Genomic DNA, 13,330 nt, shown 5'->3' with positions numbered 1-13,330 from the left:
TCCAGATACAGTCAACGGTACAGCCATTTTCAAGTAAAAAATGTACCCAGTAGCCTCTTTTCAATTTTTTCTTAGAAGCGACCTGCAGTAAGGGTTTTGTTAATTTTTTAGTATTTATGTATGGGGGAAGTCCAGATATAAGATGAACGTAGGTTGGGCTGAAGCATGAAACCCAACCCCCGCTCATGTTACGCTACCGCTAACCCATCCTACAAATAATTGTGCCTCCCTACTTATTAGCTGCTTTAGAGAAAAATCCCCCAAAACTCAAACAGTAATGCTGAAAAAGTCTTTGAGTGGGAACAGGGAACAGTTTTTGATGCCTTAAACCAGCCATCTTCGCTCATCAGACCCATAAACAAGCAAAATTATCTGTATATTTAATCACTTAATCAGATATCTGTGAAATAGCAGTTTTTAAATAGGAAACCACCTCATTAATTGCTACTTCTGACGCTTTTTTACTGGCTCTTTCGACTAATTCCACCTTACCCGATTTGAGAGATTTACCCGTGACAATGCGATAGGGAATCCCAATTAAATCCGCATCTTTGAACTTAACTCCCGCACGTTCACCCCGGTCATCTAAAAGGGTTTCAATGCCGGCTTGATTTAACTCATTGTATAAACTTTCGGCGGTTTTTACCTGCTCGGCATCGGCTAAATTAGGAATAACCACAATCGCTTGATAGGGGGCAATAGCTACGGGCCAAATAATGCCATCTTTATCGTAGGATTGTTCTACGGCTGCCTGTGCTAAACGGGATACTCCTATGCCATAACAACCCATACAAATGGGGGTAGATTCTCCCGCTTCATTAGTATAAAAAGCATTCATAGCTTGAGAATATTTATAGCCCAATTGGAAGATATGACCGACTTCAATTCCTCTAGCACTTTGCAAGGTTTGATTAGGATCATGAATAGCTCGATCGCCTACCCTGGCTTTGCGTAGATCGACGATTAATTCCGGTAAGATAAAATCTTGACCCCAATTGGCTCCCACTACATGAAACCCCGTTTCATTAGCACCGGTAATAAAGTTTTCTAAGTCTGTCACCGTGTTGTCTGCTATGCGTAAAAACTTAGGAGCTATATCGCTGGCTTTTTTGAGCAAATTATCTTCTAAGTCGGGAGCAATATAACCCAAAGGTAAAGGTTTAGTTGCCCATTTCTGTTGAGCGGCAGCATCGGGGATTTTTAAAGCCAAAATTGTTTTAGCATTGTAACGGCTCGCCTGTCTAACTAATTCATTTTGTAGTTTAACTTCATTAACCTCTTGATCGCCCCGAATGCTCACCAAAACTAAAACAGTTATGCCGCTATCATAAACCACTTCGTAGAGAACATTCTTGACGATAGCAGTGGCAGAACAATCGAGAAATTTAGCTAAACTTTCGATCGTGTTGGTGTTAGGAGTCTCTTTTTTAGCAAACTTTTTCAAGGGAGAAGCCACTTTATCTGCCGGCAAAGAAACGGCTTTTTCCACATTAGCCGCATACTTTTCATCGGCGGTAAATAAAACCTCATCTTCTCCAGCATCAGCTAAGACCATAAATTCTTGGGATGCGGAACCGCCAATCGCTCCAGAATCGGCTTCTACTGCCCGAAAAGCTAACCCACAACGGCGGAAAATATTGCGGTAAGCTATATCCATCGCTTGATAGGTTTTCTTTAAACATTCCTCGTCGAGATTGAAAGAATAGGCATCTTTCATAATAAATTCTCGTCCCCGCATTAAACCAAAACGAGGGCGAATTTCATCGCGAAATTTAGTTTGAATCTGATATAAATTAACTGGTAATTGTCGATAGGAACGAATTAAATCACGAGCGACGGCAGTAATTACTTCTTCGTGAGTCGGTCCTAATCCTAACTCCCGCTTTTGCCGGTCCGTCAGGGCAAACATAATCCCTTCCGCTTTTGTGTAGGTGTCCCAACGGCCTGATTCTTGCCAGAGTTCCGCCGGTTGCAGTTGGGGAAGTAAACATTCTTGGGCGCCGGCTTTGTTCATTTCTTCCCGGACTATCTGGGAGACTTTCTGTAAAACCCGCCACATCAGGGGTAAATAGGCGTAAATACCGCTGCCGATGCGACGAATGTAACCAGCACGGACTAAGCATTTATGACTAGGGATTTCCGCCTCGGCTGGGTCTTCCCGGAGGGTGACAAAAAGCTGTTGAGAGAGTCGCATCCTATCGATATCCTTTTGAACAGAAGACTTTCTATTATCTCATCAAAGGAGAGCGACTGCAATTATCAATTACTTGTGTTGACAAACAATAACAGCGACCAGTTTACCGATTCTCAGGTATTTCCCCTCATAACTTGAGACTGGTTGGAGAAGCATTGAACCTTAGTTGCAATTGCCTAACTCCCTTGTTCTCTACTCTAGGAAATATGAGCGTTCAGGTCGGTCGCTGTTATCGTCGTCATCGAGACAGAATGTAACTTTAACAGGGTTTACTCCTTTGTGAACTTGACCTTATAACCTTGCCAGTTGATCTGTCAGGGAAGCTTTTTTCTTTAGCTTCAATTATTAATATAACATCGGATCGGAGCTAGAAGTCTTTCTCTTAATCAAAGTTTACATTGCCAGCATCAAGGAAAAGCCTCGATGTTTTGACGCTTAACCGACCATAACTCTTATTATCCAAAAATTATGGCAGCAGTGACCTCAACAGTAGTCAAAGAAAGCGCAGAAAAATTAACTAACTCAACAGACCAAAGAAGCAACCACCGCTAGGGAAAAAGACAAACTGCCAGTGCTGTATCGGCTAAAACAAGAAAAAGCTCCCACCCTCAAGGTGATAGCTAAAGGTTTAGGGCATCATAGAAACACAGTGCCAACCTGTCAGGTAAATATCTTGAGGAAGGCAACGAAAAGAACTTTATAAGGTGAATCGGAACGATCCCTTAAACTTCCCGTTGCCGAGGTCCCAGTGGGACAGGTGAGTAATATGCTTATCCACAGGGAGGCTTGATTTGGGTGCTATATATACAACCAGTCTCAATGGCTGGCTGGTACGAATTATCGTGTCTGACTTCATATATATTCTTGTTCCCCAAACTGAAACATCTTTGGCCTGTTTGCCGACAAGATACAAAGCTGAAATGATTGTGGCATCCGAGGCGATGCGGGCGGCGAATGGGATCGATATCGCTCCTAAAGAACTCTTCGCCTTCACCATAAACTGCAAGGTTCTTGGCGCTATGAGTTGGACTCTGGTAAATGTGTAGCCATCTGAAGATGCTCCCTGCTTGAGATAGTCACTGCTTAGTCTCTCAATGATATCGAGATCAATTTCATGATCTGGCACTTCCGAAGGGAGGCGCGTCGGCAGGGAAAATCCCAAGAAGTTGTGATCGGCAAATACGTCCTCAGCAGTGTAAGCCGTTTCTATTTGACCCATTTCATCTATGGTTATATGCCCGGGCCCGTGAAACCCATTAAAGTGATTGCTTACTGAATAGCAATAGGCCCCTGCGTGTTGGATTAACAATGGATCTCCAGGACTCTGGCCTTCTAAATTGGTCGATGGTAGCAATATATCGCCGGCAAAACAAAGTGGCCCTCCGATAGCATCGTCCCCTTGAGTAGGCAGGGTGCGATGATTGCGATCGATAATTTGGTGGCTCCATGAGAGGAGAGTCACCTTGATTAGCTGGTCGGAGCCAACATCAACAATAGCCCAACGTCTGCCCCGCATCTGCTTAAGCTCGCGGATACGAGTCAACAAGGCGACGGCATTACCAACCAGTGCGTGTCCAGGCTCGACTATGTACTCAATACCGGGTAACAAGTGTTTCTTTAATGCTTCTGTGTACTCTGGGATTGTTGGAAACTGTTGCCCGTCATGGAAGTCAATGCCAAGCCCACCGCCAAGATTTAGTTTTCTCATGCAATGATTCGAGCCGGCCTCGATTAAGTTTTTCAAATGATGAATAAACTGAATCGAATGACTAAATGCCGATACATTATCCATCTGAGTACCAATATGGATATGCAAGCCAGCTATAGGTAGTTGGCAACTGGCCAGCGCATCTGGCAATTCCTCGGATGGGATGCCAAACTTACTGTTGGGCGAGGCGTGAGAAACCAGATCCTGCCAATCAGTATTGTGGAAATATTCCACCGGTTTTTCTGGGTTAACCCGAACCAGCAAGCTCCCACTCCAATCCTTGCCATAAAGCTTATGTTGAAGGTCATCTAATATAGCTTGGGAGTCAGCAACTACTGTTGAGCCTCCATCGAGGAGAGCTGCCATTAGCTGGCGGTCGGGCGCCGGACTGTTGTATATGATCCGATTTAACGGGAATCCGCAAGAAAGGGCCAACTCAACTTCATATTTAGAAGAGCAGTCTGCGGAGCATCCCAGGGATGCCAGTTCATTCAGAATCGCCATCGACGGATTAGCCTTGATCGGGTAGGCAACCTGAGATGGACTGCCTACAAGATCCACAAAGTGGGACAGGTTCCGGCGAAGCTGACCGAGGTTCAGTATGTAGAGAGGAGACCCATGGCGTTTTGCTATCTCCTCGATGTCAATTGATCGCGTCCAAGTTTCCATAATCTCTTCCATAATCTCGCTTTTGTCCAACCCCTGGCATCACCCGCGTCCCTATTCGATTTATCAGGGACTTCGTGCTAGGGTGTCGGGTGCGTACCGGCTCGCTTTGAAATGCCTTCGGCACTATTTTGCTGCCACTCTTTCTAATCTGGTGGTGGCCGATTGTATTACCGCTACCGTCCCCAGAAAGTGCCAATGTGGAAGGTCTCAAAGCGTTGGAGAGTAGTTCCGATCACCACTTATTTGACACCTCGGATGCTGATGGCCGTTAATGGGAATGAGTGAATCAGTATTTGTTCTCATATACAAAGCGGGAAGAGCCTAATTATTAATTAAACCGCTCCCTGCGGTTTAGCACCTTTCCCTATGCTACTATTCCACTTCCATCGGTCTAATACCCCCTAAATGAAACTTAATAGCGCACCCTGCGGTTTCAGAGAAAGACCTTAACTTTGCTTAGGTTTGAGTGGATTGGCGAGCATCCAGACGGGAGTTTATTAGCTTGGGTAATAGCAATCCGGATTTCGCTTTGTAAGCGTCAAATTCAGGATAGCGGGAGAGAGACAGGTCTTTTTTAAGCATATTGGGGATGAAGATCCCGGCGATGAATCCCCCCAAAATCAGAAAAGGGAGCCAATGTTGGGCTAACAGGGCAAAACTCAGATAAATTAAAATCTCTCCTAAATAGTTGGGATTGCGACTACGACTAAAGAAACCTTCGGTGATCAATCCTTCCCTATATTTAAGGGTAAAATACTTTTGGGCATCGCTACCGTAATGGAGAAATACCCCCATAATATTGATCGCTATGGCTGCGGATATTAAAGGAGCGGCGGCCGTGACCTTCCCGCTAACAATAATAAAAGGGGCAGCCCAATATAAACCGAGAACGATAAAGGTAAATATTCCCATAGCCAACGGTATTTCTTTTTCCCATTGTTGATCTGGATATAATCTATCCTTGATCAGCCACATCAGACCGTAAGTTCCTTGTAGGGCAAGGTATATCCAAGCGAGCGGGGTAAAATTATTATAAAAAGCCATTAAGGCCAATATAATTAGAAAAGTCAGAAATTTATGCCAATTAATCGCGTGTTTTATCTTCATTTTCTTCAAAGTAGAAACCAATCCTGTTGATCGAGTGCTAAACAATTATAACTACTAACGTTTCCATCCGGTCTTTGACATCGCTTGAGAATAAAAAAGAAAGGTCGGGGACAGTTGTTAAAATCCATAATTGCTGGCCCGGTATTCTCCTCTAATTTCCGCAAAGAGTCATTAATCGGCAGATAATCCTAGATCATCAGCACCAGCTTCCGATCTGGTCTGTCAGGTTAACGGCGATCGCTGTTTGCATCGGTGGGGTTAAGACACAGCAATACCTAAGACCAAAGACCGGCGCATTGTTAAGATACACACTTTCTTATACAAAGTTGTACTTACAAATACAATTTAATAAAATCTTTATATTTGTCTCCTGCCAAGGTTCCACCTTCCCATGAGAAAAGGGAGGGTTTTTCTCCCTTCCCTGAGCGGTTACACAAAAGCTAGAACCTCTGGAAATGCGTTACAAGGGATACCTTGGCAACGAGGTAAGACTATATTTCTGGAAAATTATCCCTATTCTTCTTCCTTGCACACAGAAACGAGAAGAGCCAAGTTATCGTTGAAACTGCTATAATTAATAGAATATCAAGAATAGTAAAATTCTATGAATGCACTAAAATACCAAACAATCATCAAAAATGGTCAACTTAGTTTACCTCCCCTCGACTTACCAGAAGGAACAGTTGTCGAAGCGATTTTATTGATTAAAGAAGCTGCTGAAATGGATGAAACCGACTATCTGCTTTCCACAGAAGCTAACCGTCAACATCTCCAAGAGGCAATAGAATCTCTGAAAAATCCTGATAGTTATATTTATGTAGATGCTGCTAACTTATGAGGAAAGTCGCCTTTCTAACCCGAAGTTTTGATGAGTTTAATCAATGGGCGCTCGCAGACAAAAAAGTTGACGCTAAAATTGTCAGCCTGATTAAAGATGTTCAAGGAGAGCCTTTTTCTGGATTAGGAAAACCAGAAGCATTAAAACATGAACTATCAGGATTGTGGTCACGACGCATTACAAAAGAACATCCCCTAGTTTATAGCGTGTCTGATCAAGAAATTGTGATTGTTTCCTGTAAATTTCACTACTAATAATCGCCAGAAATTCCAGAACTAGCTGAGAGCAAGAATTAGGGTAAACGAAAACTTAAGAAGAATTTCTCAAGAAAGGGAAAACCAACCTACATTTTTCTTTTATTCTTGTCCAACACCACCATCGAATACTGTCCTATCCCTAGAGAAATTAATTGAATAGAACATTGCAAGTCAAAACAGGATTATGTTGATTTTGGACTCGACTTTAACACTCTTGAACACTTTAAACAGGATTTAGTATTACACAAGAGCTAGAACCTCTGGAAATGCGTTGCAAGGGAGACCCTTGCAACGAGGTAGAAACGAGAAGAACCACTTACTTATTAATTTTTCACAAAAGTAAATTTACCATTTTTACCATCGGCATCCATTTTAATTTGTGCCACGGAGAATTTATCCTGAATGATTTCTCCTTCGGGAGTAAAAGCAATATCTCCCAAGACAGTGACATACTTACCCGCTAAAATTTCCTGATTTAATTGTTGGCGAATTTGTTCGAGGGAAAGTGTACTGAGTTTATTTTTATCATCTACCCGTTTTAAGGCCTCGACAAAAACTTGAATTCCCGTAAAAGCTTGAGCGGTAAATTGGGGCGGTGCTTTTTTATTTTCTGCTGTATAAGCGGCGACAAAATCCCGATTAATAGGATTATCTAATTCCGGGTTATAAGCTTGAGCGATGATAATGCCATCACATTGAGCTTGACAAACCGGGAAAATATTAGAAGTATTTAAACCATTGCCCCCAATAATTAACCCCTGATAGCCTAATTGTCGCAACTGTTTGACCAAATTGCCCCCGTCAGCAACCAAACCAGAAATAATCACTAAATCCGGTTTAATATTAATAGCGGCGGTGGCTTGGTTTTGAAAATCTGTATCGGTGGTTTGGAATTTCTGCACGGTGACAATATCAAGATTTAAACTCTTTAGGGTTTCTTGAAAAGTTTCCGTTTCCGATTTACTAAAAGCATCATTTTGGGCAAAAAAGACAGCCACTTTTTTAATCTTGGGATCGATTTTTAAAGCGGTTTTAACTGCATTGGGAGCGACCACAGCCACAGGAGCAGACACCCTACCCACATATTCACCGATCTGGGGGATACCTTTAGCCGTGTTAGACGGGCCGAGAATGGGAACTTTGGCTCGATCGGCGATCGGACTAGCGGCAAAAGCTTGCTGGGACAGAGACGGACCGAGAATACCCACCACCTTATCTTGAGTGATTAGGGTATTAATGGCGTTGATCGCCCCCGGTTCATCCCCGGCCACATCCTGGATAATAACTTTAATCGGTGTTCCATTGACTCCGCCCTTTTTATTAAAATATGTTTCAGCCATCTTGACACCGATCACCTGTTCCTGTCCCAATAGGGCGAGATTGCTGGTTTGAGCCAAAGCTGCACCGATGGGAATAGCAGCAGTGGCGGCGTTTTCTGCGGGACTGGGGTTAGTTTGACTGGTGGGAGTGCCGGAATTACAGGCCACCACTAAACCAAAAGTGACTAGGGATAATATTAAGGGGATTAATAAACGTTTTCTGAGCATCTTAACTCTCCTAGGGCTGATATTGTTGATGACACTATTATTTCGCTAATCGGGTTGATTTCAGCGATAATTCTCGACGCGATCGAACCGGATTTTGCTCCCTTAGCGCCCTTTGTTTCTCATAATCTTGTCGATTAACCTCCCCGTCTCACCTCCGTTTTCAGAAAAACGATTTGCCTTTTCTGGTTCTGTCGCCTAACCTAGTAGTTAGGGAATTTATTATCGCCTTTCCCGTCCACAAACCCCAGCAAGCGAAAACATCCATTTAAGATTATGACTAACCCCGTTATTCACGCCTTTTTCCTCGGACGAGCGATCGCTGAAGTGGTCAGTGAACAGCTAGAAGATGCGTTTACCAACGCTTTAAGCGAATTAGGCAAATTTGATGCCGAACAACGGGAAAACCTGCGGCAATTCGTCGAAGAAGTGCAAATGAGAGCCGATCGAGCCATGGAAAAGGGAGTATATACTGGTACAGACTCCAGTGGTTCCTCCAGTGCCGATGTGCAGGAAAACATCGACGAAATGCGGGCCGAAATCGCCCAATTGCGCTCGGAACTAAAAAACTACCGGAATTAACCCAAAACCCTCTTTTAGTCGCTTTAAAGCCCCAAAAATTGCGTGTCAGCCCTTCTACCCGTCCCCGTTACCCTAGAGTTAAACCCAGCAATGCCGGCCCTCCAAGTCGCCAAAAATAGCTATCGTTGGAATCGAGAAAACTATTCCATCAATCGTCGTCGTCTAGATATTTGGCGATTCGTTCTGACTGTACTTTATCAATTCTGGCTCAACGGTAAAAAATGGAGCTATAACGGCGGCTATAGCCAGGAAAAACTCGCCAGCAGACGCAGAAAACAAGCCGCTTGGATTCGGGAAACCATGCTAGAATTGGGTCCAACTTTTATTAAAGTCGGTCAACTGTTCTCCACCCGGGCCGATCTTTTTCCCCTCGAATATGTGGAAGAACTCTCGAAACTACAGGATCAGGTTCCCGCATTTACCTACGAACAGGCCAGCAAAATCATCGAGATATCCCTCGGTAAACCCCTCAATCAACTCTTTAAAAGCTTTGATCCCATCCCCCTAGCAGCCGCTAGTTTAGGACAAGTTCACCGGGCCCAACTGAAAACCGGCGAAGATGTGGTGGTCAAAGTCCAACGGCCCGGGTTGAAAAAATTATTTAGTATCGATCTGACCATCCTGAAAAAAATCGCCCAATACTTCCAAAATCATCCCAAATGGGGTAAAGGTCGCGATTGGACGGGTATTTATGAAGAATGCTGTAAAATCCTCTGGGAAGAAACCGATTATCTCAATGAAGGTCGTAACGCCGACACTTTTCGCCGTAATTTTCGCGGGGAAGATTGGGTGAAAGTACCGAAAGTCTATTGGCGCTACACCGCTCCCCGGGTTTTAACCCTAGAATACCTCCCCGGCATCAAAATCAGTCATTATGAGGCCCTAGAAGCGGCCGGACTCGATCGCAAATTGTTGGCTAAACTAGGGGCAAAAGCTTATCTAATTCAACTACTCAATAACGGCTTTTTTCACGCGGATCCTCACCCCGGCAATATTGCCGTTGATAGTGATGGCTCCCTAATTTTCTACGATTTCGGCATGATGGGACAAATTAAAACCAACGTGCGCGAAAAATTAATGCAGACTCTCTTGGGAATTGCCCAAAAAGATGCCGATCGCGTGGTCACTTCTCTGGTGGATTTAGGAGCATTAACTGCTAATGGTGATATGGGAGCAGTGCGGCGATCGATCCAGTATATGCTCGATAACTTCATGGATAAACCCTTTGAGGAGCAATCCGTGGCCTCTATCAGCGATGATCTCTATGAAATCGCCTACGATCAGCCTTTTCGCTTTCCCGCTACCTTTACCTTCGTCATGCGAGCATTTTCTACCCTGGAAGGGGTAGGCAAAGGACTCGATCCCGAATTTAACTTTATGGAAGTGGCCCAACCTTTTGCCCTGCAATTAGTAAATGATATGACAGGAAATAATGGCAGTAATATCCTCGATGAGTTAGGACGACAAGCAGCCCAAGTGAGCAGCACCGCCCTGAGTTTACCCCGACGCATCGATGATACGATCGAAAAATTAGAACGGGGTGATATCCGTGTCCGGGTGCGTTCCAGCGAATCAGATCGACTTTTGCGGCGATTGGGTATGATTCAAATGGGAACCAACTATACTTTACTGGTCAGTGCTTTACTTATCTCAGCGACGCTTCTATTCGTCAGTGGTTTTGGTTGGTTAACTTTAGTGCCGATGGCGATTTCCCTGCTGCCGGGGATAGCTCTTGTGAGACTTTGGCGAAAAATTGAACGTCAGGATCGCATGATGTAATTGATTGCGGGATAATAAATATTGTGTTAAAAGCAGAAATTTCGATGAACAATCTTTCTTTTGGAGGAATGACCGATCCTGGTGTAGTGCGATCGGTTAATCAGGATAGTTATTATATCGACCCCGAGCAGCGCTTTTTTATCGTTGCTGATGGTATGGGAGGTCATGCGGGGGGCCAGGAAGCTAGTCAAATCGCCACTGAAACTATCCAAGCTCATCTAGAAGAACACTGGAATTCGCCCCTGACTGCTGGGGAATTGCTACAGGAGGCAATTACCGTCGCTAACGAGAAGATTATTGAAGATCAACTGAAACATCCCGAAAGACAGGACATGGGGACAACCCTGGTCATGGCTATCGTCCGAGATGATGGCTCTTGGTACACCCATATTGGTGATTCCCGTCTCTATCGCTTTCGTGAGCAAAAATTAGAACAGGTGACGGAAGATCATACGTGGATAGCTAGGGCGATAAAAATGGGCGATCTGTCCGAAGAAGATGCCAAAAACCACCCTTGGCGACATATTTTATTTCAATGTCTCGGTCGTCGCGATTTGCCCCCAGTGACGGTATCTCCCCTCGATCTGCAATCCGGCGATAGTTTAATTCTCTGTAGTGATGGTTTGACGGAAGAACTGTCCGACGAGGAAATTAGCGATTATTTGCAAACCGGTGCCGATTGTCAGGAAATTGTCGAGAATTTAGTGGCAGCGGCCAAAGAAGCCGGCGGTTCTGATAATATCACCGTGGTCATGGTCAGCTGTTGACTATCTAGGGTTTGCGGCAAAAAGTTTCTCGTGGGGAAGTGGGGAAGTGGGGAAGTGGGGAAGTGGGGAAGTGGGGAAGTGGGGAAGTGGGGAAGTGGGGAAGTGGGGAAGTGGGGGAATTTCAACTAACACCCTATCACCCTAAAACCCTAAAACCCTAAAACCCTAACACCCTAACACCCTAACACCCTAAAACCCTAAAACCTGCCGATCGCCGATCGCCTCATCTCCACAAGCAATTTAAATGCGCGGGCAGCTTACTCGATCGCTCCTGCTTGTTGTAATAAAGAAACGATCGCCTGATGGTGATTAAATTTAGCTAACATTAAAGCGGTCATTCCCCCTTGATTTTTCTGATTTAAGTTCACTTTTCCCCCGTCTAACAAAACTTTAACCGTGTCGAGACAACCGTGATAACTCGCCCACATTAACGGGGAAGCGCCGCTAAAATCGAGTTTATTGACATCGGCACCGATAGCGATTAACCAGCGCACCAATTGACTATTATTGTCCTCACAAGCTTTCATAAGGACGGTTTTGCCATCGGGATAAACGGCGTTGGCATTAGCCCCGTAGTCGAGGAGATAACGGCAGATTTCCGTAAATTGGCGCTGTAGAGCTAAAGTTAACGGTGTTTCTCCCTGCTGAGTTAGGTTAGGATCGGCTCCCTGTTTTAACAATTCTAAAACGATCGCTTCGTATCCTTGCACCGTGGCGATAAGCAAGGGTGTATCCCCAAAATGGTTGCGGTGATTGACAAAAGCGCCGGCTTGTAGTAGGGCCTGGACGATCTCTAAATGTCCTTCGATCGTGGCTAAATGTAAGGCCGTTTCTCCCGCCTGATTTTGATTGTCAATACTAGCCCCCTGAGCAAGTAAAAGTCGGACAATATCGAAATATCCCTCGGCAGCGGCGATCATCAGGGCTGTTTCTCCCTCCTCCGTGCTAATGTTTGGATTTGCTCCCGCTTGCAGTAAAGTTTGTACGCTGCCGAGATTTCCCCTCTCTACAGCCAAAATTAGGGGAGTCTCCCCGGATAAAGTGGGAGAATCGAGGGGCATACCACGGTTAATAAACAATTGGAGGATTTCTGGACGATTAGCGGTGAGAGCCTCTAACCAAGCTTCTTGACGGATTTCTTCATCTACACCACTATCGAGCAGTAAACCGACAATTGCGGCGTAATTTTGGCTAATTGCTACAGATAAAGCCGTATCTCCATCCCGATCGCGCATATTGACCCGAGCGCCGGCGGTTAATAAACGTTCTGCGATCGCTGTATGACCCTTATAAGTGGCAATCATTAGTGCTGGTGTACCATCTTGATTAACCTGATTGACATTAGCACCGGCGGCGATTAGTTGAGCGAGGATTTCACTGTGATTGAGGGCAGCCGCTAACATGAGAGGGGTTAAACCTTGAGGTTGTTTACTTTTGTTGATATCAGCCCCAAATTCTCGCAAAATTGCCACAATTTCCCGATGACCCCCCTGCACGGCATAGATTAAAGCCGTCGTATTTTGGCCATCAGTGGCGTTGACATTTGCCCCCTGACTCAGTAAAGCTTGAACCCGCGCCAGATTGCCCTGACGTGCCGCTTGTATTAACAAGATATCCCAATTAGAAGCCATTAACAGTGACCGATCGGCAGAAAGTATTTTTTCTATTATCGATCTTTATAGGCGGGTAAACGGACAGAAAACCTACTACCCCGTTCTAATTCTGAGGTGACGGTAATAGTTCCCCCTTGACATCCTCACCGCCGTAAACGGACGGTGATTCCCAAACCTCACGATTTGGGTTTCTGCTTCTTTCCCTTGCGGGGTTCCGCACCTGCCTTAACAGATTTACTCTGTTCTGGTCTTATGGTCGCTCTACAGACTGA

11 protein-coding genes and 1 pseudogene are annotated in these 13,330 nt (G+C 44.8%); 6 read left to right on the top strand and 6 right to left on the bottom strand.

All coding sequences use genetic code 11. The features are described 5' to 3' along the window. Nucleotides 1–388 precede the first annotated feature (388 nt). The 4 genes and pseudogenes from IM515_RS15905 to IM515_RS15890 all read right to left on the bottom strand — a co-directional run. Complete coding sequence (locus tag IM515_RS15905; protein WP_287629138.1) at nucleotides 389–2,194, bottom strand: proline--tRNA ligase; 1,806 nt, start codon at nucleotides 2,192–2,194, stop codon at nucleotides 389–391. A gap of 697 nt (nucleotides 2,195–2,891) precedes the next feature. Then, nucleotides 2,892–4,571, bottom strand: coding sequence for a diaminopimelate decarboxylase family protein (locus IM515_RS15900; RefSeq protein WP_287633396.1), 1,680 nt, complete (start codon nucleotides 4,569–4,571; stop codon nucleotides 2,892–2,894). Nucleotides 4,572–5,027: 456 nt separating this feature from the next. Further along, the gene (locus tag IM515_RS15895; protein ID WP_287629136.1) at nucleotides 5,028–5,678 is read right to left on the bottom strand and encodes a methyltransferase family protein; all 651 of its coding nucleotides are present in this window, start codon (nucleotides 5,676–5,678) and stop codon (nucleotides 5,028–5,030) included. Between the two features lie 5 nt (nucleotides 5,679–5,683). Then, a pseudogene (locus tag IM515_RS15890) lies at nucleotides 5,684–5,866 on the bottom strand (DUF4334 domain-containing protein); the annotation flags it as partial. Between the two features lie 416 nt (nucleotides 5,867–6,282). Here IM515_RS15890 and IM515_RS15885 point away from each other — a divergent pair. Both IM515_RS15885 and IM515_RS15880 read left to right on the top strand, forming a co-directional pair. Then, a complete protein-coding gene (locus tag IM515_RS15885; protein ID WP_002792890.1) occupies nucleotides 6,283–6,516 on the top strand; it encodes a hypothetical protein in 234 nt (77 codons plus the stop codon). Continuing rightward, entirely contained in the window at nucleotides 6,513–6,770 is a 258-nt protein-coding gene (locus IM515_RS15880) for a Txe/YoeB family addiction module toxin (RefSeq protein ID WP_190721750.1), read from the top strand. Before IM515_RS15885 ends, IM515_RS15880 begins: the two co-directional genes overlap by 4 nt. A 326-nt stretch (nucleotides 6,771–7,096) precedes the next feature. On the opposite strand, the gene IM515_RS15875 is transcribed toward IM515_RS15880, so the two are convergent. Beyond that, nucleotides 7,097–8,320, bottom strand: coding sequence for an ABC transporter substrate-binding protein (locus IM515_RS15875; protein WP_287629135.1), 1,224 nt, complete (start codon nucleotides 8,318–8,320; stop codon nucleotides 7,097–7,099). Between the two features lie 273 nt (nucleotides 8,321–8,593). Here IM515_RS15875 and IM515_RS15870 point away from each other — a divergent pair, with 273 nt between their 5' ends. The 4 genes from IM515_RS15870 (at nucleotide 8,594) to IM515_RS15855 (ending at nucleotide 11,606) form a co-directional block, all read left to right on the top strand. Then, nucleotides 8,594–8,899, top strand: a complete 306-nt coding sequence (locus IM515_RS15870; protein ID WP_002742311.1) for a DUF6825 family protein — start codon at nucleotides 8,594–8,596, stop codon at nucleotides 8,897–8,899. A gap of 90 nt (nucleotides 8,900–8,989) precedes the next feature. Then, a complete protein-coding gene (locus tag IM515_RS15865) occupies nucleotides 8,990–10,678 on the top strand; it encodes an ABC1 kinase family protein (RefSeq protein ID WP_287629139.1) in 1,689 nt (562 codons plus the stop codon). A 44-nt stretch (nucleotides 10,679–10,722) separates the two neighbouring features. After that, nucleotides 10,723–11,445 (top strand): Stp1/IreP family PP2C-type Ser/Thr phosphatase, encoded by a 723-nt coding sequence (locus tag IM515_RS15860; protein ID WP_287629134.1) that lies wholly within the window; start codon nucleotides 10,723–10,725, stop codon nucleotides 11,443–11,445. Between the two features lie 11 nt (nucleotides 11,446–11,456). After that, entirely contained in the window at nucleotides 11,457–11,606 is a 150-nt protein-coding gene (locus IM515_RS15855) for a hypothetical protein (RefSeq protein ID WP_158499337.1), read from the top strand. A 96-nt stretch (nucleotides 11,607–11,702) separates the two neighbouring features. On the opposite strand, the gene IM515_RS15850 is transcribed toward IM515_RS15855, so the two are convergent. After that, nucleotides 11,703–13,076 (bottom strand): ankyrin repeat domain-containing protein, encoded by a 1,374-nt coding sequence (locus IM515_RS15850; protein ID WP_287698067.1) that lies wholly within the window; start codon nucleotides 13,074–13,076, stop codon nucleotides 11,703–11,705. Nucleotides 13,077–13,330 lie beyond the last annotated feature (254 nt).

This window comes from Microcystis sp. M44BS1, assembly GCF_020244875.1.
GTDB classification, from domain to species: domain Bacteria; phylum Cyanobacteriota; class Cyanobacteriia; order Cyanobacteriales; family Microcystaceae; genus Microcystis; species Microcystis panniformis.
Note: the sequence above shows the minus strand (reverse complement) of the source record. Positions and strands in the feature narration are given on the sequence as shown.